Raw genomic sequence first — 22,220 nt, forward strand, 5'->3', positions numbered from 1 at the left:
TCCGTCGGAACGGGCCCGGCCCTCGTCGTCGTAGAAGTGCGTGTGTGACCGTGCCGTGCGGGGCACGGGCTGCGGGTCAGAACAGGCGCAGCTTGTCGTCCTCGATGCCGCGCAGGGCGTTGTAGTCCAGGACCGTGCAGCCGATGCCGCGGTCGGTGGCGAGGACGCGGGCCTGGGGCTTGATCTCCTGGGCGGCGAAGACACCGCGGACCGGGGCGAGATGGGGGTCGCGGTTCAACAGCTCCAGATAGCGCGTGAGTTGCTCCACGCCGTCGATCTCGCCGCGCCGCTTGATCTCGACCGCGACGGTGCGGCCCTCGGCGTCCCGGCAGAGGATGTCGACCGGGCCGATCGCCGTCATGTACTCGCGGCGGATGAGCGTGTAGCCCTCGCCGAGCGTCTCGATGCGGTCCGCGAGCAGCTCCTGGAGGTGCGCTTCCACGCCGTCCTTGATCAGGCCGGGATCGACGCCGAGTTCGTGCGAGGAGTCGTGGAGAATTTCCTCCATCGTGATGATCAGCTTCTCGGCCGCCTTGTTGACGACGGTCCAGACGCCCTCGTCCGCGCCCGACCCCTCCTTCAGCGCGCAGGGGGGCGACATCCAGTTCAGGGGCTTGTAGGCCCGGTCGTCCGCGTGGATCGAGACGCTGCCGTCCGCCTTGACCAGAATGAGACGGGGGGCGGAGGGCAGGTGGGCGGTGAGCCGGCCCGCGTAGTCCACGGAACACCGGGCAATGACGAGACGCATGGTCGGCAACGCTACTCGACGGGCGTGGGTGCACGCGATTCGCCCTGGAAGAAGCACGTTCATTCTTGGCCGATAGTGGGCCTACCGAGTCTTCCGCATGTGCCCATTCTCCTGGTGCCGCCACCTTCCGCTGCATACCGTGTAAACGGGAGGTCGCGAGACGTGTACGCAGCGTGTCCGATGGTGCGGTCTCCCTCAACTGTCCGCCAGCCCCCGCTCGTTGGGGGTGCGAGAGGAGAACTCATGTCGCTCGACGTCTCACCGGCCCTACTGGAGAAGGCCGAGCGAGGCGAGGTCGACGAAGCCCAATTCGTCGACTGCGTCCGGACCTCCCTGCCCTACGCGTGGGAGATGATCAGCTCCCTGGTGGCCCAGCTGAAGGTCGACGGCGGTGCGTTCGCCGACAACCAGACGCCTCCGCCGGACGAGCAGGCACGCGGTCAGTTGCTGCGTGCGCTCGCGAGCGACGCGATACGAGGCGCGCTGCAACGGCACTTCGGTGTCCGGCTGGCCTTCCAGAACTGCCACCGGGTCGCGGTGTTCCCGCTGGATGCCTCGGTCGACGAGACGCTGGCCCGTTTCACCTCGGTGCGCAGTCAACTGCTGAACCAGTCCCCGGAGTTCAGGGACTGCTGAGGCGGTGAAGCAGTTCTGCTTGCCGCTCCGTACGCGGGAGGTGCGATTCGTACCGGGGCGGCAAGCTCCTGGGCCCGGCGGCCCGGGTCAGCGAAGCTGCGGGAGCACCTCGGCACCGAGCCGCCGTACGTTCTCCTCGGTCGCCGCGAGGTCGCCCGAACCCTCCACGAGCAGGGCGAAGCGGGTGACCCCGGTCCGCTCGGAGGTCGCCGCCAGCCGGTCCGCGCACAGCCGCGGGGTGCCCACCGGGTGCAGCCCGCAGAGCAGTTCGGTGTACGCCACCGGGTCCCGCATCCGCCGGGGGCGGCCGTCCACGGTCACATGGGCGTCGAGACCCTGTCTGAGCCAGCCCGGCATCGCCTTCACCAGCGTCTCCACCGCGTCGGCCCGCCGGTCGGCGAGCTGGCAGACCCCGGCCGACACATGGTCCACGCCGTCGATCTCCGCCGCGGACCGCCCGGCCGCCCGCGCGCACTGCCGCCACAGGGCGACCATCTCGGCCTTCTCCTCGTCCCCGGCGTGCATGCCGAGCAGCATCGGCAGCCCGCGCTCGGCCGCGAGGCGGACACTCCCCGGGGAGGTGCACGCGACGACGACCTCGGGCCCCGGCGCGTCCGACAGCGCCTCCGACGGCCGCGGTACGACGGCCACCTCGCGGAACGGGAAGCGGCCCCCCTCGCCCGCCACCGACGGCTCGCGCAGCCAGCGCAGCAGCAGATCGAGTGATTCCGGGAACCCCTTCTCGTACGCGGCCAGACCCGCGCCGAACACCTCCAGGTCCACCCAGGGGCCGCCGCGTCCCACGCCGAGGGAGAAGCGCCCGCCGCTCGTCACATGCAGCAGCGCGGCCTGCTCGCCGAGCGCGACCGGGTGCACGGTGGGCAGCACGCTGACCGCCGTACCGACCCGGAGGCGCCGGGTGCGGCCCAGCAGCAGCGCGGCGAGGGTGATCGCCGACGGGCAGGTCCCGTACGGCACGAAGTGGTGCTCGCCCAGCCAGACCGCGTCGAGACCGGCCTCCTCGGCGACCTCCGCCGAGCGGACCGCGCGGTGCAGCGCCTCCCCCTGGCCCTGCCCAGGGAACTGGGCGGCCAACACAAAACTTCCCACACGCATGGCATTTCCTGCTTCCTCGGCTCCGACGCGGAGCTCCCCCACAGGGCATAACCGTGCGACACGTGCCCAGGACACGGCCTGGCGGAGAGATTTGCGGATTGTCTGCAGAATGGTGGCTTCAGGGGGGACTTGGGGCGTTGGCGCCCTACGCGTACCCCTCTCCGCGCAACGTACGCTGGACGCGGCCCCCGCCCTCCGTACAGCCCCCGTGAGGTGTTCTGTGTCCCCGCGTCGCAACCGACCCAAGGACTCCGGCGCCTCCGGCCGGAGCGCCGAGGAGGACAGGTCGGGCCGTTACGGCGGCTGGCAGTCGACGGAGCACTGGCGGGGCGACGAATGGAACGTGCGCCACGTCGCCGGGGCCAGTGCGGCGGGCAAGACCTACCGGTGCCCGGGCTGCGACCAGCTCATCCCCTCCGCCGTACCGCATGTCGTGGCGTGGCCCGAGCACTCGGGCGTCGACGAGCGCCGGCACTGGCACAAGGCGTGCTGGAACGCGAAGGACCGCCGCACCACCCGGGTGCAGCGGTCCAGGAACGCGCCGAGGTTCTGACGCGGGCAACCGGGCCGGCCACGAGGCTCCCGGCCGCGCGGTTCAGACGTCCCGGCGCTCCAGCAGCGCGCACGCGCCGGCGAACGCCGCGGCCGTCACGCCGAGGATGATCCACAGCGGGTCCCAGCCGCTCGGGCCGGAGTCGGTCAGGGAGTTGGAGTAGAAGACGCTCAGCTGGTTGGGGATCGAGTACTCGAACAGCGCCTGGCGCACGCTCTCCAGCGACTGCGAGAACATGAACAGGGCGATGACCAGCGGGGCCAGCACCGCGCCGATCATGAGGGTGATCGCGCCCGCCGAGTGCCGGATGACCGAGCCGATGACCAGCGAGAGCAGACCGAGCAGCGCGATGTAGAGGGAGACGCCGACGGTCCCCTTCAGCCACTCGGTGCCTGACGGGTGGCGGGCACCGTTGCTCTGGAGCATCGAGACGTCCGCCAGCGCCACCAGCGTCACCGACACCAGCGTGCTGACGAAGGCGACGGCGAAGAACACGATCGCCTTCGCCGCGAGCACCCGCACCCGGGAGGGGCAGGCGGTCATCGTGGTCCGGATCATGCCGGTGCCGTACTCGGAGGCGGTGGTCAGCACACCGAGCGTGATGATGCACATGCTGCCGAGCAGCAGCCCGAAGAAGCCGAAGGACAGCGCGCTCTCGCCGGACAGTTCCGAGGAGGAGTCGCTGACCACCGCGGCGGCCAGCAGCCCGATGCCGAGCACGAGCACGACGAAGACACCGAGCGTCCACAGCGTCGAGCGCACCGACTTGATCTTCGTCCACTCGGAGGCGAGGGCGTGCCCGAGGTGGGTGCGCACGACCGGGATCGGTGAGGTGTAGCCGCCGTACGAAGGACCGGCCGTGGGCCGCCGGTCCGGCGCGGCCTGCGGCATCTGGGGCTGGGGCGTGCTCATCGGGAGTCCTCGGACTTGGTCGGGTCGGGGTCGGGGCTCGCGGCGGCGTCCGCCACCGGAGCGGGCGCCGGTGCCGCGGGCGCCGGGCCGGCCTTCGTGAGCGCCGGCGGGGGTGCCTGGACGGGCTGCGCGGGCGGCTGCGGTGACGGGGGCGCGTACGGGCCCGGCAGGGCCGCGCCGGGCACCACGGGAGCGCTGTACGGGTTCGGGCCGACCGCGCCCGGAGCGCCGTACGGGTTCGGCGCGCCGTAGGGGTTCGCCGCCTGGCCGCCCGGGGCGAACGGCTGGTCGCCCTGCTGGGGCGGCGGCGGGGCGTACCAGCCCGGCTGGCCCTGGCCCGGTACCGGCATCGGCGGCTGGGCGCCCGGCGGCAACGGCTGCATCAGACCGGCCTTCTGGTCGATCGTCGAGCGGTAGTCGACGGCGCCCTGCGTCATCCGCATGTACGCCTCCTCCAGCGAGGCCTGGTGCGGCGACAGCTCCCACAGCCGTACGTCCGTGTCGTGCGCGATGTCGCTGATCCGGGGCAGCGCCAGGCCCGTCACCCGCAGCGCGCCGTCCTGCTCGGGCAGCACGTGGCCGCCGGCCTCGGTCAGCGCGGACGAGAGCTTCTCGCGCAGCTGCGGCTCGGTCTCCGGCGTACGGACGCGGGCGAAGTCGGCGGAGTTGGCGGAGATGAAGTCCCGCACGCTCATGTCCGACAGCAGCTGTCCGCGCCCGATCACGATGAGGTGGTCGGCGGTCACCGCCATCTCACTCATCAGGTGCGAGGAGACGAAGACGGTACGGCCCTCCGCCGCGAGCGCCTTCATCAGGTTGCGCACCCACAGGATGCCCTCGGGGTCGAGCCCGTTGACCGGCTCGTCGAAGAGCAGGACCTGCGGGTCGCCGAGCAGCGCCGCCGCGATGCCGAGCCGCTGGCCCATGCCGAGCGAGAAGCCCTTGGACCGCTTGCGGGCCACGTCCTGGAGCCCGACCACGCCGAGGACCTCGTCGACCCGCCGCGCCGGGATGCCGGAGAGCTGGGCCAGGCTCAGCAGGTGGTTGCGGGCGTGCCGGCCCCCGTGCACGGCCTTCGCGTCGAGCAACGCGCCGACCTGACGCGGCGCGTTCGGCAGCTTGCGGTAGGGGAAGCCGCCGATCGTCACCTGCCCCGAGGTGGGGTTGTCCAGACCGAGGATCATCCTCATCGTCGTCGACTTGCCCGAGCCGTTGGGCCCGAGGAAGCCGGTGACGGCACCCGGCCGCACCTGGAAGGAGAGGTTGTACACAGCGGTCTTGTCGCCGTAGCGCTTCGTCAGGCCGACTGCCTCGATCATGCTGCGCACCCATCGCAAAATTCAGACAGCGGGGCACACGCCCCCGTAAGGGTTAGGAGGATATCGGGGCGCTGACGGTTCCGCTCAAGAGAAAGTAAAGTTACGCGTCCCGCCGCCTCAGCAGAACGTACCCGCCGATCACCGCCGCGGCCACCCACAGGGCCATGATCCCCAGTCCGCCCCAGGGGCCGTACGGGGTGGAGTCGTCGACCGGGGTGACCACCCGCATGATCTTGCTGCCGGCCTGGTCGGGCAGGTAGCGGCCGACCTTCTTGGTCGCCGGGACATTGCCCAGGATGTTGGAGATCAGGAAGAAGAACGGCATCAGGATGCCGAGCGAGAGCATCGGCGAGCGCAGCATCACCGCCACGCCCATCGAGAAGAGCGCGATGAGCATCATGTACAGGCCACCCCCGAAGACCGCGCGCAGCACGCCGGGGTCGCCGATCGACGCGCTGTGGGAGCCGAGCATGGCCTGCCCGAGGAAGAACGTGGCGAAGCTGGTGACCAGACCGACGACGAGCGCCAGCGCGGTCGCCACCGCGAGCTTGCCGGTGAGGAAGGTGGCGCGCTGCGGGACGGCCGCCCGCGAGGTACGGATCATGCCGGTGCTGTACTCGTTCGACACGACCAGCACCCCGAAGACGATCATCGCGAGCTGCCCGAGCCCCATCCCGGCGAAGCTGATGAACGTCGGGTCGAAGGAGAGCCGGTCCCTGTCGCTCATGGTGTCGAAGTCGCGCGCCGACAGCGCCGAGATCAGGATGCCGAGGGCGAGGGTGACCACCACGGCGAGGGAGAGCGTCCAGACCGTGGACGCGACGGAACGGATCTTCGTCCACTCGGAACGGATGACCTGGGTCGCCGCCATGCTCAGCCCTTCTTCCAGCCGTCGCCCCAGCCCCGCTCGGCCGGTGCCGGCGCGGAGTCGGGTGGACCGGGACGCTCGTCGCTGTGCGCGTGGTACTCGACCGACTCGGCGGTCAGCTGCATGAACGCCTCCTCCAGGGAGGCCTGTTGGGGGCTCAGCTCGTGCAGTACGAGGTGGTGCCGCGCGGCCAGTTCCCCGATGTCCTCCGACCGCGAACCGTCCACCTCCAGCGTGCCGTTGCCCGCCTCGACCACGGTGATCCCGGCCCGGTGCAGGACGTCGAGCAGCCGCTCGCGCTGCGGGGAGCGGAGGCGGACGTAGGAGCGCGAGTTCTGCCGGATGAAGTCGGCCATGGAGGTGTCGGCGAGCAGCCGGCCCTGTCCGATGACCACCAGGTGGTCGGCGGTCAGCGCCATCTCGCTCATCAGGTGCGAGGAGACGAAGACCGTACGGCCCTGCGCCGCGAGCGACTTCATCAGGTTGCGGATCCAGTGGATGCCCTCGGGGTCGAGCCCGTTGACCGGCTCGTCGAACATCAGGATCCGCGGATCGCCGAGCAGCGCGCCGGCGATGCCCAGCCGCTGGCCCATGCCGAGCGAGAAGCCCTTCGCCTTCTTGCGGGCGACCGCCGTGAGACCGACCGTGTCCAGCACCTCGTGCACCCGGCGCCTGGGGATGCCGTTGCTCTGCGCCAGGCACAGCAGGTGGTTGAAAGCGCTGCGCCCGCCGTGCACGGCCTTGGCGTCGAGCAGCGCGCCGATGTACTTCAGTGGGTCCTTGAGCCGGTCGTAGTGCCGGCCGTCGATCCTGACGTCACCGGCGGTCGGGTGGTCGAGGCCGAGCATCATCCGCATGGTGGTGGACTTCCCGGCGCCGTTGGGACCGAGGAAGCCCGTGACGATCCCCGGTCCGACGGCGAAGGTCAGGTCGTCGACCGCCACCTTCCCGCCGTACCGCTTGGTGAGTCCCTCCACCTCGATCATGCGGCCACGCTAAGCCTGGTCGCCGGGCGGTGCCACCGGGTCCGGGTGTCCCGCGGAAGGCGCCGCGGTGACGACGAAGGCCCGCAGCCCCCGGCAGGGGGCACGGGCCTTCGTCGTAGGGGACGGTTACCGGGACTGCTGGGCCGGAACGCCCCGCGTGATCGGCTCGTCCTCGACCGGCGAACTCGCGGCGGCCACCGCGGCTCCGGTGAGCGTGGCGAGCATCTCGCGCACATTCGTCAGCTGCGCGTTGATCGAGTCGCGGCGGTTGGTGAGGGCGGCCAGCTCGCGCTCGGACTCCGAACGGATCCGGTCGGCCTTCGCGTTCGCGTCGGCCACGATGTCCTCGGCCTGACGCTGGGCGGTCTCCACCGTCTGGCGGGCGCGGCGCTCCGCGTCCGTGCGCAGCTTCTCGGCCTCCAGGCGGAGCTGCTCCGCGCGGTGCTCGATCTCCGCGAGACGCTTCTCGGCCTTCTGCTGACGCGACGCAAGGTCGCGCTCGGACTGCTCGCGGCGCTTGGCGAGGTTCGTCTCGAAGTCGGCGGCGGCCTGCGCGGCCTTGGCACGGGTCTCCTCGAAGAGGGCGTCCGCCTCCTCACGCTTCGACTGCGCGTCCTTCTGCGCGTCCTGGCGCAGCTGCGAGGCGTCGCTCTTGGCCTTCTCGACGATCCGGACACCCTCGTCCTCCGCCTTGGCCTTGCGGTCCGAAGCGAACGACTCCGCGTCGTTACGCACCTGCTGGGCGGCCGACTCGGCGAGCTCGCGGTGCTGCTCGGACGCGCGGCGGGCCTCCTCGCGCAGGTCCTTGGCCTCCTCCTCGGCGAGGCGGAGGATCTTCTCGACACGCGCGCCGAGTCCGGCGTACGACGGCTCGGCGTCGCTTACCTGGGCCTGGGCGTTCTGCGTTTCGAGGTGGAGCTCCTCGATGCGCTTTTCAAGAGCGGTGATGCGGGCCAGAGCGCTGTCACGGTCGGAGACGAGCTTCGAGATGCGTTCGTCCACCTGAGCGCGGTCGTACCCACGCCGCACAAGCTCGAAGCCGTAGGGGGAAGTGTCGCTCATGGGGTTCCTGTCGAATGAGACCGGTGAGGTGATAGGGGGAATCCTAGGGGCCGAAGCGGTGTGTCATCGAGCGGATACGTGTTTGATCTGGAGAATCACACCCCTTTTGAGTGGCTGACCGTCGGAGAGCTTGCCAGGGACCGGGTCAAAGGCCCCAGAAGCCAACGAAGTTCGCCGACACCCCTTACCCCTCCGGCGACTTGCCACCCGATCGGGGGGCTCCCACGGCGGCGGCCGTCTTGACCCCGCCGTCCTTGCCCGCCGTCGGGGCCTCGAACGACTCCAAGGCCTCCAGGACGTCCTGGACACGGGAGATCTCGGCGTTGATGTCCTCGCGCCGGCGCACCAGTACCTCGAGTTCGCGCCTGCCCTCTTCGACCGTGTGCCGTGCCTCGCGGATCGCCTCGGCCTTCAGCTCCTCGGCCTCCCGGATCAGCGAGGCCTTCTTCTGCTCGGCCTCCTTGAGCAGCCCCTCGGCCTTCTTCACCGCGGCGATCCGCACCTTGCCCGCCTCGGAGTTGGCCTCCGACACCAGATCCTTCGCCTTCGCCTGGGCCTTGCCGAGCTGCTCCTCGGCGGCCCGGATGAGCGCGTCACAGCGGTCGCCGGTCGACTTCATCGTCTCGGTGGACTCACGGCGGGCCCGCTCGTGGAGCTCCTCGATCTCGCTGGTGATGCGGTCGCGCAGCTCCTCGGCCCGCTCCCTGATCGCGGTGGCGTCCCGGCGCGCGCCGACGAGCAGCTCGTCGGCGTCCGTACGGGCCTTCTCCACACGGGAGTTGCCCTCGACCGTCGACTGCGACACCAGCCGGTCGGCCTCGCGGCGGGCCGCCCCGACCATGGAGTCGGCCCTCGACTCGGCGTCCGCGGTGGTCTGTTGGGCCTGCTGCTGGGCTTCGGCCAGCAGCTTGTCCGCCTCGGCGGCGGTCTCCGTGATGAGCGTGTCGACCTGCTCGGCCGCCTCCGAACGCCGCTTGTTGGCCTCCTTGCGGGCCTCGTCCAGTGTCCGCTCGGCCTCCTCGCGCGCGGCCGTGGTGACCCGCTCGGCCTCCGCCGCCGCCTCGGCCCGCAGTCGCGCGGACTCGCCGCGGCTGCGCTCCGCGTGCTGCTGCGCGGAGCCGACCGTCTCGGCGGCCTCGGCGCGCAGCCGCTCCGCGTCGCCGGTCGCGTCGGCGATGAGGCGCTCGGCCTTGGCGATCGCCTCGGTCCGCACCCGCTCGGCCTCCGCGGCCGTCTCCCGCTGGAGCCGCTCCGCCTCGGACGCCGCCTCGGTGATGAGGGTGTCCGCCTGGGTGGCCGCGTCGGAGCGGATCCGGTTGGCGTCCTCGCGGGCGTCGGCCCGGGCACGGGAGGCGTCCTGGTCGGCCTGCGCGATCGTGTCCGACGCTTCCGTACGCGCCCGCTGGGCATGCTCGGACGCCTCCGAACGCATCCGCTCGGACTCGGCGATCGCCTCCGAAACGGTGCGCTCCGCAAGGGCCTTGGCGGCGTCCGTCTCCTCGCTCGCCATCCGCCGGACGCGGTTGGCGTCCTCGGTGGCCCGCTCCCGCTCGCTGTAGGCGTCGGCGCGGACCCGGTCCGCCTCCTCCTGCGCCTCGCGCCGGGTACGGTCCGCCGCGTGCTCGGCCGCGCTGCGCAGCCCCTGGATCTCGTCCTGGGCCTGCTCGTGCAGCCCGGCGACGGAGTCCCGCACCTGCTGGGCGTGGAGCTCGGCGCCCGACACCATCTCGGTGGCGCGCCGGTCGGCCTCCTCCACCAGCCGGACGGCCTCGGCCTGCGCCTCCTCCACCCGGTTGCGCGCGGACGCCAGCAGCTCCTCGCTCTGCTCGCGGGCCCGCTCCCGCTCCTGGCCGGCCTCCTGGCGGGCGTCGCCGAGCAGTTCCTCGGCCTCACGGCGTCGCCGTACGGCCTCCTCCTGGGCGGCGGCCAGCGTCTCCGACGCCTCCGCCGCGAGCCGCTCGGCGGCGGCCTGCGCCTCGGCGCGGACCCGGTCGGCGGTGTCCTGCGCCTCGTTCTTCAGCCGCTCGGCCTCGGCGGCGGCCTCCGACCGCAGTCGTACGGCGATGGTCTCGCCCTCCGCGCGGGAGGCGGACGCGTCGGCCGCCGCCTCGTCGCGCAGCCGCAGGGCCTCGGCCTCGGCCTGCGCCTGGAGCGTGCGGATCCGCTCGGCGGCCTCGGCGCGCAGCCGCTCGGCCTCGTCGGACGCCTCGCGGCGGATCCGGGAGGCCTCCTCCCGGGCGTCGGTCAGGGCCTGTTCGGCGGTGGCGATCCGCTGCTCGGCCTCCGTGTGCAGCCGCGTCAGCTCCTCGGCGGCCTCCACGCGGCGTGCCTCTATGGCCCGCTCGGTCTCCTCGCGCAGGTCGCGCGCGGCACGCTCGGCCTCCTCGCGGATGCCGTCGGACTGCTCGACGGCCTCCGCGCGCTGCCGCTCGGCCTCCTTGCGGGTGCGGTCGAGCGTCTCCTCGGCCTGCCGGCGCAGCGCCGTCGCGCGCTCGATCGCCTCCGTACGGACCTTCTCGCTGTCCGTCGTGGCGGCCTGGCGCAGCTCGTCCGCGTCGGCGCGGGCCTTCGACAGCAGCTCCTCGGCGGTCTTGGCCGCCTCCTCGATCTGCTGGACGGCCTCGCGCCGCGCCTCGGCGCGGATCCGCTCGCCCTCGGCGACCGCGTCGGCGCGCAGCTGCTCGGCGTCGCCGCGCAGCCGGCGCGCCTCCTCCTGGAGCTCGACCGTCTTGGCCCGGTAGTCCTTGGTGTCGTCCTTCGCCGCGCCCTTGAGCTGCTCGGCGATGTCGTGCGCCTCGGCGCGCAGCCGGTCGGCCTCGGCCTCCGCCTCGGAGCGGATCCGTTCGGCCTCCTCGGCCGCCGCCTTGGTGGTGTTCTTGGCCTCCTGGGAGGCCCGGTCGAGGACCTCCTCGGCGGTCTTGGCGGCCTTGCCGAGCTGGGAGGCGGTCTCCTCGGCGGTGAGCGTCCGGGCCCGCTCGTCGGCCTCGGCGATGATCTTCTCGGCCTCGGCGCGGGCGTCGGCGACGGCCTGTTCGGCTTCCGCCTTGGTGACCTCGGCCTCCTTGGTCGCCTCGCTGACCAGCCGGGCGACCTGCTCCTTGGCCGTACGGGTGCGCTGCTCGTTGGCGGACTCGGCGCCGGAGAGCGCCTTGGCGGCGGCCTCCTTCGCCTCGGCGACCAGCTTCTCGGCCTCGGCGCGCGCCTCGCGCAGCGAGGTCTCGGCCTCCGCCATGCGCTGCTCGGCGGTCCGGCTCAGCTCGGTGGCCTGCCGGCGGGCGGCGTCCGACTCGTTCACCGTGGAGCTGCGCAGCTGCTCGGCGTGGTCGGTGGCCTCCTGGGCCTGGGTGGAGGCGGCGTTCAGCAGTCGCTCGGCGTCCGAGCGGGCGCGGCGCAGCAGCTGTTCGGCCTCGGCGCGGGCCGCCTCGGCGTCGCTCTGGAGGCGCTGGCGGGCCTCGGTGGCGATCCGCTCGGCCTCGGCCCGGGCGGCGGCGAGCGCCTGCTCGGCCTCGGCCCGGGACTCCTCCACCAGCCGGCGGGCCTGTGACTCGGAGCGGGCGCGCAGCTGTTCGGCCCAGGCCACGTTCTCGTTGACGTGCGACTCGACGGTCTGCCGGCGTTCGGCCAGCTCCTGGTCGAGCTGCTGGCGCCGGGTCACGGCCTCCGTGTGCAGCTCCGCCTGGAGGCGCGCGGCCTGTTCGGCGTGCTCCTGGAGGATGCGCTGGGTCTGCGCGCGGACCTGGCTCAGCTCCCGCTCGGCGTCCTGGCGCAACTGGTCGGCCTGCATCTGCGCGTTGCGCAGCATCTGTTCGGCCTGGTAGCCGATGTCGCCGCCGTCGTAGGCCGGTCGGGACATGAGGGTGCGGCGCGCCTCGTGCAGCTTGGCGCGCAGCACCTCGACCTGGTAGCCGAGGTCCTCGGCGTGCTGAATCGCCTTTTCCCGCTCGGTCTTCAGCCGCTCCATCTCGGCCTCGAACCGAGAGAGGTGGTCGACGTCAGCCGCCGGCTCTCGCTCCTGGCGTTCGTAGCCCCGCACTGCGCGGTCCCATCCGTCCCCTGGTCGCGGTGGTCTCCAACGAGCCCCGTCCGTTCGCGGACCGGGCCCCCGGGGAATGGTGTCAGATCTACGGCGGAGCATGGGCTGCTGCCCCGACGCTCGCCCCCCGAAACCCGGACCCCGGCGTGGTCCCGCTCACAGAGCAGGACCCGGCCGCCCCGGACTTCGGGAGCGACCGCCCCCAACCCTACCGGCCCATATGTACGAGGGTCAGTGCTCAGGTGACTCAACAGGCGCCGAAGTGACCAGTTCTGTCAGTACGCCATGGCAATCCTTTGGATGCAGGAACGTGATCCGGGACCCCATGGAGCCGCGTCGGGGCTGCTCGTAGAGAACGCGTACGCCCTTGTCGCGGATGGCGGCGGACTCCTCGTCCACGTCCGCCGTGCCGAAGGCGATGTGGTGGACGCCCTCCCCGTTCTTCGCCAGCCACTTGCCCACCGCGGAATCCTCGCGGGTGGGTTCCAGCAGCTGGAGGTAGGAGGCGCCGCCGTCGTCCGTGTTGTTGATCTTCAACATGGCCTCGCGCACGCCCTGTTCCTCGTTGACCTCGGAGTGGAACACCTCGAAGCCGTACGTGGCCCGGTAGAACTCGACGGTCGCGTCGAGGTCGTGACAGGCGATCCCGATGTGGTCGATTCGCGTCAGCATGTATGTAGTGCACTGCTCCCGAGGTGGTTACGCAACGTGCGCGCGATCACACCGACGGCCCGGTGACGGGGTGGTCTACCGCTCAGTACATTTCGAGTAAACCCTCGTTCACTCCTCGGCTGAACAGCCGGAAGGGGATCGCACCTCATGACTGGAACGAACAGCACGACCTCCGTGATCGTCGCGGGTGCCCGCACCCCGATGGGGCGGTTGCTAGGGTCCCTCAAGTCATTCTCAGGGGCCGACCTCGGCGGTTTCGCGATCAAGGCCGCCCTCGACCGTGCGGGCATCGGCGGCGACCAGGTGCAGTACGTGATCATGGGCCAGGTGCTCCAGGCCGGGACAGGGCAGATCCCGGCACGCCAGGCCGCGGTCAAGGCCGGGATCCCGATGAGCGTCCCGGCGCTGACCATCAACAAGGTGTGTCTGTCGGGACTCGACGCCATCGCGCTCGCCGACCAACTGATCCGCGCCGGTGAGTTCGACGTGGTCGTCGCCGGTGGCCAGGAGTCCATGACCAACGCGCCCCACCTGCTGCCGAAGTCCCGGGAGGGCTTCAAGTACGGGGCGGTGGAGATGCTCGACGCGATGGCGTACGACGGGCTGACCGACTCCTTCGAGAACATCGCGATGGGGGAGTCCACCGAGCGGCACAACACGCGCCTGGGCATCGGGCGCCCCGAGCAGGACGAGATCGCCGCCCTCTCCCACCAGCGGGCCGCGGCGGCCCAGAAGAACGGCGTCTTCGAGGCCGAGATCACCCCGGTGGAGATCCCGCAGCGCAAGGGCGAGACGGTCGTCTTCAGCAAGGACGAGGGCATCCGTGCGGAGACCACGGCCGAGTCGCTGGGCAGGCTGCGCCCGGCCTTCACCAAGGACGGCACGATCACCGCGGGCTCCTCCTCGCAGATCTCCGACGGCGCCGCCGCCGTGGTGGTGATGAGCAAGGCCAAGGCGCAGGAGCTGGGCCTGGAGTGGCTCGCCGAGATCGGCGCCCACGGCAATGTGGCGGGTCCGGACAACTCCCTCCAGTCGCAGCCGTCCAACGCGATCCTGCACGCCCTGAAGAAGGAGGGCCTGGACATCGGCGACCTGGACCTCGTCGAGATCAACGAGGCGTTCGCCGCCGTCGCCGTGCAGTCGATGAAGGACCTCGGCGTCTCCACGGAGAAGGTGAACGTCAACGGCGGGGCCATCGCCCTGGGTCACCCGATCGGCATGTCGGGCGCCCGTCTCGTGCTGCATCTGGCGCTGGAGCTCAAGCGGCGCGGCGGCGGGGTCGGCGCGGCGGCGCTGTGCGGTGGCGGCGGCCAGGGTGACGCGCTGATCGTGCGGGTACCCAAGGCCTGAGCCGGAGCGGATACGGCCGTGCCCGGTCGTCACCCGGTCATGTGCGGTCGTAGCCGGTCATGACCGGTCACGATCGGTCGCACCCCGGACGTACGTCGTGAGGAGTGGAGCTGTGATGCAGGACGTCGCCTCGCTGGTGGCCCAGGCCAGGGAAGGCCGGCCGCGGGCCGTGGCCCGGCTGATCTCCCTGGTGGAGGGGGCGTCCCCGCAGCTGCGGGAGGTCATGGCGGCGCTCGCCCCGCTGACCGGCGGGGCCTATGTCGTCGGCCTCACCGGCTCGCCCGGAGTCGGCAAGTCGACTTCCACGTCGGCGCTGGTCACGGCGTACCGCAGGCAGGGCAGGCGGGTCGGCGTCCTGGCCGTCGACCCTTCCTCACCGTTCTCCGGCGGCGCCCTGCTCGGCGACCGGGTACGGATGTCGGAGCACTCCTCCGACCCGGGCGTCTACATCCGGTCCATGGCCACCCGGGGCCACCTCGGCGGCCTCGCCTGGTCCGCCCCGCAGGCGATCCGGGTGCTCGACGCCGCCGGCTGCGAGGTGATCCTCGTGGAGACGGTCGGCGTCGGACAGTCGGAGGTCGAGATCGCCTCGCAGGCCGACACCAGCGTGGTGCTGCTCGCCCCCGGGATGGGCGACGGCATCCAGGCGGCGAAGGCCGGAATCCTGGAGATCGGCGACGTGTACGTCGTCAACAAGGCCGACCGGGACGGCGCCGACGCGACCGCGCGCGAGCTGAACCACATGCTCGCCCTCGGCGAGTCACGCGGACCCGGCGACTGGCGGCCGCCGATCGTCAAGACGGTCGCCGCCCGCGCCGAGGGCATCGACGAGCTGGTGGAGGCGCTGGAGAAGCACCGGGCGTGGATGGAGGAGCGGGGCGTCCTCGCCGAGCGCCGCCGCTCACGCGCCGCGCGCGAGGTGGAGACCATCGCCGTCACCGCCCTGCGGGAGCGCATCGGCGACCTGCACGGCGACCGCCGGCTCAGCGCGCTGGCCGAACGGATCGTCTCCGGCGACCTCGACCCGTACCGGGCGGCGGACGAACTGGTGGCGGCGGTGACGGAGAGCTGACCGACGGCGGCGCGGCGCCGCCGACTGGTCACAGCACTAGGCTGACCCGGATGTTCCTCCTTCTGGCGTAGGGCACGGCCCCGCCCGCGACCGCCCACAGCGGCCGTCGCGGCGCGCCGGTGTCCCCGCCTCCCGCCTCCCGCCGAGGAACTCCTTCATGTCAGCGCCCTCTCCGGCGTGCCCTCCGCACGCCCCGCGGCCCTCGTACGCCGCCGTCCTGCGCGTCCCGCACGCGCGCCGCACCTTCGCCGCCGCACTCACAGGCCGGCTCTCCTACGGCACGGTCTCCCCGGCCGTGCTGCTCACGGTGGCGCGCGCCACCGGGTCCTACGCCGTCGCCGGCACCGTCATGGCCCTGTTCGGCGCCGCCACCGTCCTGCTGCTGCCCCTGCGGGCCGCCCTGGTCGACCGGTACGGTCCGCGCCGGACCCTGCTGCCCATGGCCACCCTCTACGGCGTTCTGCTGTGCCTCCTCGCGGCGGTGGCCGGGCGGCCCGGGGCCCCGGTGGTGGTACTCGGCGCGGTGGCCGCGCTCACCGGGGCGTGCGCGCCTCCACTGGGCTCCGCCATGCGCTCCGTATGGGCCCAACTCGTCCCCGACCGCGACCTGTTGCGGCGCGCGTACAGCCTCGACGGGGTGGCGGAGGAACTCCTGTACGTCATCGGCCCGTTGGCGGTCGGCGCGGTGCTGATCACGGCGGGGACGTGCGCCTTCGTCACCTCAACGCCGTTGGCCGGAGCGCACGTTGTCGCCGGGGGACGGGCGACCGCAGGGGCCGGGGCGCGCCGCGGGTTGCGGGTGCCGGTCGCCGTGGCCGCCGTCACCGGCTTCGCGCTGGGCGCCGTTTCGCTGCTGGTGACGGCGTTCGCCGCGCAGCGCGGTCACGGCGACGGGGCGGTGCCCTACGTGCTCGCCGCCCTCTCGGTGGGCAGCGCGGTGGGCGGTCTGCTGAACGGCGCGCTGAACTGGCGTACGCCCGCGCGGAACCGTCTCTCGCTGTCGGCGCTGGGCCTCGGGGCGAGCCTGGCCGCGGCCGGGCTCGCCCAGGGCCTGTGGACGCTCACCGCGGCGCTGGCGGGCACCGGCCTCTTCGTGGCGCCGGCCCTGACGACGGCGTACCTCGTCGCGGACGAGGCGGCGGCGCCGGGCGCGCGGACCCGGGCGGGCGCGTGGGTCAACATGGCCGTGAACGCGGGCAGTTCGACCGGCGCGCTGACGGCCGGGCTGCTGGTCGGGCGGCTGCCGCCGGGCCTGTGCTTCGCGCTCTCGGGGGCGGTCGCGGCCGCCACCGGAGTGGCCTCGACGATCCGGTGCCGGCCCGCGCGCGGGCGGCGGGAGCCCGACCCCCAGCGGCCGGAGCCCGACCCCCAGCGGCGGGAGCCCGACCCTCAGCGGCCGGAGCCGGGCCACCCCCAGCTGCCGGAAACCGGCTCCCCGCTGCCGGGGCCGGGCCACAACTCCGCCCGCCGTCCGGCCCGTTGAGGCCGCCCGGGGCTACGGGCGGCCCCGCTGCCCGCGCAGGTGCTCCGAGATCGGCTTGAGCGCCTTGTCCAGTTCGGCGAGGGCCTCGGGAGAGACCAGGTCGATGAAGTGGCGGCGGACGGAGGCCACATGGTGCGGGGCGACCTTCCGCATCGTCTCCAGCCCGTGGTCGGTGAGGACCGCGTACAGGCCCCGGCGGTCGGACTCGCAGTTCTCGCGGCGCACCAGGTCGGCGTTCTCCATGCGGGTGACCTGGTGCGAGAGGCGGCTCTTGGACTGGAGGGTGGCCGCCGCGAGGTCGCTCATCCGCATCCGTACGTCCTCCGACTCGGAGAGGTTCACCAGGATCTCGTAGTCGTTCATCGTCAGGCCGAACGGCTGCAGGTCCTTCTCCAGCTGGTATGTCAGCAGCCTGTTGACCTCCAGGTGGGTGCGCCAGGCACACTGCTCCGCGTCGGTCAGCCAGCGCGTGGCCGTATCGGTCTCCATGAATCAAGTCTACCTAAAATGTTGAAAGGCGAACTAGTGAGGGTGGCGTGACGGCGCGCACATGTTCGACGTCACACTCCGCAGACTACCGCTCACAGCCCGAAGCGACGTTGGAGGTCTCCCAGCTGTCCGGGAAGGCGCGGTGCGCCCGGAGGCTGTGCGGGGGCTGTGGGCGCGCCGCCGCCACCGGGTACCCCGGGCTCGTGCGGAACCACCCCGGTGGCCTGCTCGGCCATGAGCGCCTCGGAGGACTGGAGCAGCACCGTGCCGGCCCCCACGAACTCGAACTGGTGCTCCTCGCCGGACGCCCCGCCCAGGCCCGTCATCGCACGTAGACCGCCCAGCAGGCCGGTGAGGTACCCGTGGTCGTAGTGGTGGCAGGGGGAGGGGCAGTCGGCCCACCCCACCAGCGCCTGGGGGTCCACCCGGATCGGCGGTTCCATGAACACCACCGGGCCGTTGGAGGCGGCCACGAACTTGCCCGTGCCGATCAGGGTCAGGAAGCCCGGAACGATGGACTGCTTGAGCGAGAGACTTGGCTGAAAAGCAAGAAGGTTGCCCGAGCGAATGGTCAGGTTGCCCTCGTCCAGATCGTACGAATTCACGTCGAAGGCCCGGTCGGCGAGGAGCATCTTGCCCGAGCCCTCCGCCACCACCCAGTCGCTCGCGTGCAGTGGCGAATGGAACGAGGTGCGGACCAGCCGGTCGAGCCGGCCGTGGCCGATGCCGTTGAACTCCATCGAGCCGTAGTAGGCGATCATCTTCCCCTTCTGCAGGAACCACTGGCTCCCCTTGAGCTCCACGCAGAAGGTGTACTTGTTCACGTTGTCGTCGACCGGAAGCGTCATCGGGTCGTGGACCGTGGGCCCGCCCGGGGCCGGGTACGCGCTCACAGTTTCTCCTCCGAGGCCTGGACGTAGACCGCGCCGGTGCCGCTCAGCTCCAGCTGGAACGCCTCGCCGGAGCCGCGGCCCACCATCTCGCGCCAGCCGAGCGCGGCCGACAGTTTGTTGCGTACGTCGCCGTGGTGGGCGACGTAGGCCTGCGGGTCGACGTGGACCGGGCGCTGGGGGGTGATCGGGACCTCGAAGACACCGCCGTGCGCCATCACGGCGACCGAGCCGTGGCCCTTGAGGGTGGTCGTGAACAGCCCCTGGCCGGTGACCTGGCCGCGCACCATGCCCATCACCCCGCCCTGGGAGCCCATGAACATCGTGCCCTGCTGGAGGGTGCCCTCGAAGGCGAGGAGCCGGTCCGCCTCCACGTACAGGGTGTCGCCGGTGAGGTTGATGATCTGGATGTGGTGGCCGCCGTGGCCGAACAGGACGGTGCCGCTGCCCTCGACGGACATCAGCGGGGTGGCCTCGTTCGCCACCCGGCGGCCGATCATCGACATGACACCGCCCTGGCCGCCCTGCATGTTGGGGGTGAAGGAGACGTCGCCCCGGTAGGCGAGCATCGCGCCGCGCTGGCTGAACACCCGGCCGCCGGGCGCGAGGGTCGCCTGGATCATCTTGGAGTTGATCTCGGTGAACGGCATGTCAGAGGTCCCCCGCGATCGTGTTGCGCTCACTGGGCTGGACGTAGACGAGTCCCTCGCCCTCGAAGCGGATCTGGAAGGCCTCGCCGCCGCCCTCGCCGAGGAGGGTGCGGAAGCTCACGCCGGACTGGAAGGACTGTCTGAGGTCGCCCTGGTGGGCGACGTAGGCGCCCGGGTCGACGGTGAGCGGGTACTGCCGGCTCACCCGCAGGACCACGGCCGGCCCGTCCGACATGATCGCCGCCTGGCCGCGGCCCTCCACGGTGGTGGTGAACAGCCCGTTGCCCTGCGAGGCGCCGCGCAGACCGGTGAACGTCGTGCCGGTACGCAGCCCCGCGTCGGTCACCAGCAGGTTGGTCGACTCCACGTAGAGCTTCTCGCCCTGGAGACTCACGAGGTTGATCTCCGACGCGCGGTCCGCGAACCAGCAGGTCCCCTCACCCTTCACCTCCATCACCGTCATCTGCTCGCCGGTGATCCGCCGGGTCACCATCCCGCGCAGGCCCTCACCGCCGCCGCTCAGTTTCTTGAACGCCATCCGTCCGTCGTACGCGACCATCGACCCGTTCTTCGCCTTCACGGCGTCCCCGGTCATGTCGACGGCCAGCACCTTGCTGCCTTGAAGTCGGAACATCGCCACGGTGCGAAGGTAGCCGCAGGCGCGCCGCGCCGACAGGGCCCCCGGTCACGGGCGGTCCGGCCGTTTGCCACAATGGACGCACGTTTGTGCGTGCGTTCACAAAGTGTGGACGTCTCTCCCACCGAAGGTGACCTGTGGACCTCAAGACCGCCAGCGCCCTCCGCCGCCTCCGTCTGGTCTCGGCTCCCGAGGCCGTGTCCTTCCTCCTCCTGCTCCTCTGCTCGGTGCTCAAGCGGACCACGGACTTCAACGCGGTCCCCGTGATGGGCATGGTCCACGGCGTCCTCTTCATCCTCTACGTGCTCTTCTGGGCCGACGCCTGGAACCGCGCCAGGTGGGGCGGGCGGACGGCGGCGCTCTACTTCGTCCTCTCGGTGCTGCCCACCGGCGGCTTCTTCGCCGAGCGCCGGCTCAGGCGCGAGGCCGAGGACGCGGTCATCGCCTCCCGTGCCCGCAAGGAAGGGGTCGTGAACGCATGATCGTCGCCTTCTCCGTGACGCCGCTGGGCGTCGGCGAGGACGTGGGGGAGTACGTGGCCGAGGCCGTGCGGGTGGTCCGCGCCTCCGGACTGCCGCACCGCACCGACGCCATGTTCACCTCCGTCGAAGGCGAGTGGGACGAGGTCATGGACGTCGTCCGGCGCGCCGTCGCCGCCGTCGAGGAGCGCGCCCCACGGGTGTCGCTGGTCCTCAAGGCGGACATCCGCCCCGGTGTCACCGACGGTCTCACCGCCAAGGTGGAGACGGTCGAGCGGCACCTGGCGCGGTAGCGCGCGCGGCCCCACGGCCGACCGCCCCGGCCCGCGACGGGCCGGGGCCCTCCCGTCCTCCCACCGGCCCAACTCCCCACCCGCCTGGACGCACTCCGTCGCACTCGGTTCGACACGCCCCCGAATGTCACCTTGTGTGGGGTCATCGGCTTGTCGCCGATCACTCCTCACATCCACGGAGGGCGCTGTGCGGCCGGAGGGCTACGACTACGACACCTACAGCCGACTGGCCGGACCGCTCACGGAGCCGCCCGGCGCGGCCTACGAGGTGCGGTACAACTCGCTCCTGTCGCGCGAGCCCCACCGAATACGCGCCATCCTCCTCATGACCTGCGCCCCCGTGCTGACGGCGGCCCTGCTCGTCTATCTCGTCTGGCCCACCCACTGGGTGGAGCGCGAGGGCGGTGAGCGGTGGCTGGTCGGCCTCGACGTGGCGATGCTGCTGGCGATCGGGCTCATCGAACTGTTCATGGTCGTCAACGTCGCCTCCGTCGCCCACGCGACGATGGTCGCCCGCGACCCGGTCCCGGTCGTCCCGCAGCCCGGCACCCGCGTCGCCTTCCTCACCACGTACGTCCCCGGCAAGGAGCCCCTCTCCATGGTCCGCGCCACCCTCGAAGGCGCCACAAGGATCACCCACACCGGGCCCCTCGACGTCTGGCTCCTCGACGAGGGCGACGACGAACAGGCCAGGGCCCTCTGCGCCGAACTGGGAGTACGGCACTTCACCCGCCACGGAGTACCCGAGTGGAACCGGCCCAAGGGTGTGCACAAGGCCCGCACCAAGCACGGCAACTACAACGCCTGGATCGCGCAGCACGGCGGCGGCTACGACTTCTTCGCCTCCGTCGACACCGACCACGTCCCGCTCCCCAACTTCCTTGAGCGGATGATGGGTTACTTCAGGGACCCGGACGTCGCCTTCGTCGTGGGGCCGCAGGTGTACGGCAACTACCACAACCCCGTGACCAAGGCCGCGGAGTCCCAGCAGTTCCTCTTCCACGCCCTGATCCAGCGCGCCGGCAACCGCTACCGGGCGCCCATGTTCGTCGGCACCAACAACGTCGTACGGATCACCGCCCTGCGCCAGATCGGCGGACTCTACGACTCCATCACCGAGGACATGGCCACCGGCTTCGAGCTCCACCGGCACCGCAATCCGGCCAGCGGCAGGCACTGGCGGTCCGTCTACACCCCCGACGTGCTCGCCGTGGGGGAGGGGCCGGCCTCCTGGACGGACTTCTTCACCCAGCAGCTGCGGTGGTCGCGGGGGACGTACGAGACGCTCATCAAGCAGTACTGGAAGGCACCCTTCACGATGCCCCCGGGCCGGCTGTTCTCGTACACGATGATGCTCGTCTACTACCCGATGACGGCCGTCAACTGGCTGCTGGGCATCCTGAGTTGCTTTCTCTTCCTCTGGTTCGGGGCCTCCGGGACGCAGGTCGCCGCCTCGGTCTGGCTGATGCTCTACAGCGACGCGGCGGCCCTCCAGATCGGGCTCTACCTCTGGAACCGGCGGCACAACGTCTCCCCGCACGAACCGGAGGGCTCCGGCGGTCTCGCGGGCATGGGGATGTCGGCGCTGTCGGCGCCCATCTACCTGAAGTCGTTCGGCGAGGCCCTCATCCGCCGCCCGAGCCGGTTCGTCGTCACCCCCAAGGGCGGGGACGCCAGCCCCGACCGGCTGATGACGTTCCGGATCCACCTCTGCTGGGCGGCCCTGCTCGCCGTCTCCCTGGCGGCCTCCGCGGTCCTGGACCACACCCACGCGGCGATGCGCACCTGGGCGGTCCTGGCGATGGCCGTCTCCCTGGCGCCGCCCGCGGTCTGGGCCGGCTCGCTGCTGAGGGAGCGCGTGGCGCGGCGGTCGCCGCACACCGTCACGCGGCCGGTCGAGACGGCCGGCCCCGCGCTCGCCACCACCGGGGCCGGCGCACCGGTCTCCAGCACCACGACAGGGGGCAACTAG

Annotated in this window: 21 protein-coding genes; 8 read left to right on the forward strand and 13 right to left on the reverse strand. The window is 71.7% G+C overall.

All coding sequences use genetic code 11. The features are described from left to right. Positions 1-76: 76 nt before the first annotated feature. The gene (gene nucS / locus ABZT12_RS11730) at positions 77-748 is read right to left on the reverse strand and encodes an endonuclease NucS (protein WP_356381242.1); all 672 of its coding nucleotides are present in this window, start codon (positions 746-748) and stop codon (positions 77-79) included. A gap of 243 nt (positions 749-991) precedes the next feature. Here nucS and ABZT12_RS11735 point away from each other — a divergent pair, with 243 nt between their 5' ends. Next, complete coding sequence (locus ABZT12_RS11735) at positions 992-1,384, forward strand: SCO5389 family protein (RefSeq protein WP_356381245.1); 393 nt, start codon at positions 992-994, stop codon at positions 1,382-1,384. Positions 1,385-1,471: 87 nt separating this feature from the next. Here ABZT12_RS11735 and ABZT12_RS11740 read toward each other — a convergent pair whose 3' ends face one another. Further along, positions 1,472-2,500: an LLM class flavin-dependent oxidoreductase gene (locus tag ABZT12_RS11740; protein ID WP_356381248.1), complete on the reverse strand. Its 1,029-nt coding sequence runs from the start codon at positions 2,498-2,500 to the stop codon at positions 1,472-1,474. A gap of 220 nt (positions 2,501-2,720) precedes the next feature. Here ABZT12_RS11740 and ABZT12_RS11745 point away from each other — a divergent pair, with 220 nt between their 5' ends. Continuing rightward, entirely contained in the window at positions 2,721-3,053 is a 333-nt protein-coding gene (locus ABZT12_RS11745; RefSeq protein WP_356381251.1) for an ATP/GTP-binding protein, read from the forward strand. A 42-nt stretch (positions 3,054-3,095) separates the two neighbouring features. On the opposite strand, the gene ABZT12_RS11750 is transcribed toward ABZT12_RS11745, so the two are convergent. From ABZT12_RS11750 to mce, 7 genes are all read right to left on the reverse strand, one after another. Continuing rightward, entirely contained in the window at positions 3,096-3,965 is an 870-nt protein-coding gene (locus ABZT12_RS11750) for an ABC transporter permease (protein WP_356381254.1), read from the reverse strand. Further along, the gene (locus ABZT12_RS11755) at positions 3,962-5,284 is read right to left on the reverse strand and encodes an ABC transporter ATP-binding protein (protein WP_356381257.1); all 1,323 of its coding nucleotides are present in this window, start codon (positions 5,282-5,284) and stop codon (positions 3,962-3,964) included. Before ABZT12_RS11755 ends, ABZT12_RS11750 begins: the two co-directional genes overlap by 4 nt. Before the next feature lie 100 nt (positions 5,285-5,384). Continuing rightward, a complete protein-coding gene (locus ABZT12_RS11760; protein WP_356381260.1) occupies positions 5,385-6,155 on the reverse strand; it encodes an ABC transporter permease in 771 nt (256 codons plus the stop codon). A gap of 2 nt (positions 6,156-6,157) precedes the next feature. Beyond that, positions 6,158-7,138 (reverse strand): ABC transporter ATP-binding protein, encoded by a 981-nt coding sequence (locus ABZT12_RS11765; RefSeq protein ID WP_356381263.1) that lies wholly within the window; start codon positions 7,136-7,138, stop codon positions 6,158-6,160. A gap of 126 nt (positions 7,139-7,264) precedes the next feature. Beyond that, entirely contained in the window at positions 7,265-8,200 is a 936-nt protein-coding gene (locus tag ABZT12_RS11770; protein ID WP_356381266.1) for a cellulose-binding protein, read from the reverse strand. A 184-nt stretch (positions 8,201-8,384) separates the two neighbouring features. Then, positions 8,385-12,233, reverse strand: coding sequence for a polarized growth protein Scy (gene scy / locus ABZT12_RS11775; protein ID WP_356381269.1), 3,849 nt, complete (start codon positions 12,231-12,233; stop codon positions 8,385-8,387). A gap of 231 nt (positions 12,234-12,464) precedes the next feature. Then, on the reverse strand, positions 12,465-12,905 hold the full coding sequence (mce, locus tag ABZT12_RS11780) for a methylmalonyl-CoA epimerase (RefSeq protein ID WP_356381272.1): 441 nt from the start codon (positions 12,903-12,905) through the stop codon (positions 12,465-12,467). Positions 12,906-13,052: 147 nt separating this feature from the next. Between mce and ABZT12_RS11785 the strand changes: the two genes are divergently transcribed. The 3 genes from ABZT12_RS11785 to ABZT12_RS11795 all read left to right on the forward strand — a co-directional run bounded on the left by ABZT12_RS11785 (position 13,053) and on the right by ABZT12_RS11795 (position 16,810). Beyond that, the gene (locus ABZT12_RS11785) at positions 13,053-14,255 is read left to right on the forward strand and encodes an acetyl-CoA C-acetyltransferase (RefSeq protein WP_356381274.1); all 1,203 of its coding nucleotides are present in this window, start codon (positions 13,053-13,055) and stop codon (positions 14,253-14,255) included. A gap of 115 nt (positions 14,256-14,370) precedes the next feature. Next, positions 14,371-15,327, forward strand: a complete 957-nt coding sequence (gene meaB / locus ABZT12_RS11790; RefSeq protein WP_356381276.1) for a methylmalonyl Co-A mutase-associated GTPase MeaB — start codon at positions 14,371-14,373, stop codon at positions 15,325-15,327. A 157-nt stretch (positions 15,328-15,484) separates the two neighbouring features. Beyond that, positions 15,485-16,810 (forward strand): MFS transporter, encoded by a 1,326-nt coding sequence (locus tag ABZT12_RS11795; RefSeq protein ID WP_356381279.1) that lies wholly within the window; start codon positions 15,485-15,487, stop codon positions 16,808-16,810. A gap of 12 nt (positions 16,811-16,822) precedes the next feature. Here ABZT12_RS11795 and ABZT12_RS11800 read toward each other — a convergent pair whose 3' ends face one another. From ABZT12_RS11800 to ABZT12_RS11815, 4 genes are all read right to left on the reverse strand, one after another. Beyond that, complete coding sequence (locus ABZT12_RS11800) at positions 16,823-17,299, reverse strand: MarR family transcriptional regulator (protein ID WP_356381282.1); 477 nt, start codon at positions 17,297-17,299, stop codon at positions 16,823-16,825. A 92-nt stretch (positions 17,300-17,391) separates the two neighbouring features. Then, complete coding sequence (locus ABZT12_RS11805) at positions 17,392-18,192, reverse strand: AIM24 family protein (protein ID WP_356381285.1); 801 nt, start codon at positions 18,190-18,192, stop codon at positions 17,392-17,394. Beyond that, entirely contained in the window at positions 18,189-18,839 is a 651-nt protein-coding gene (locus ABZT12_RS11810; protein ID WP_356381288.1) for an AIM24 family protein, read from the reverse strand. Before ABZT12_RS11810 ends, ABZT12_RS11805 begins: the two co-directional genes overlap by 4 nt. A 1-nt stretch (position 18,840) precedes the next feature. Next, the gene (locus ABZT12_RS11815; protein WP_356381390.1) at positions 18,841-19,473 is read right to left on the reverse strand and encodes an AIM24 family protein; all 633 of its coding nucleotides are present in this window, start codon (positions 19,471-19,473) and stop codon (positions 18,841-18,843) included. Positions 19,474-19,613: 140 nt separating this feature from the next. Between ABZT12_RS11815 and ABZT12_RS11820 the strand changes: the two genes are divergently transcribed. The 3 genes from ABZT12_RS11820 (at position 19,614) to ABZT12_RS11830 (ending at position 22,220) form a co-directional block, all read left to right on the forward strand. Further along, a complete protein-coding gene (locus tag ABZT12_RS11820) occupies positions 19,614-19,958 on the forward strand; it encodes a DUF3817 domain-containing protein (protein ID WP_356381291.1) in 345 nt (114 codons plus the stop codon). Continuing rightward, positions 19,955-20,248 (forward strand): MTH1187 family thiamine-binding protein, encoded by a 294-nt coding sequence (locus ABZT12_RS11825; RefSeq protein ID WP_356381294.1) that lies wholly within the window; start codon positions 19,955-19,957, stop codon positions 20,246-20,248. Before ABZT12_RS11820 ends, ABZT12_RS11825 begins: the two co-directional genes overlap by 4 nt. Positions 20,249-20,435: 187 nt before the next feature. After that, positions 20,436-22,220 (forward strand): cellulose synthase catalytic subunit, encoded by a 1,785-nt coding sequence (locus ABZT12_RS11830; RefSeq protein WP_356381296.1) that lies wholly within the window; start codon positions 20,436-20,438, stop codon positions 22,218-22,220.

The sequence above is a fragment of the Streptomyces sp. NPDC005423 genome, from assembly GCF_040606415.1.
In the GTDB taxonomy this organism is placed as follows: domain Bacteria; phylum Actinomycetota; class Actinomycetes; order Streptomycetales; family Streptomycetaceae; genus Streptomyces.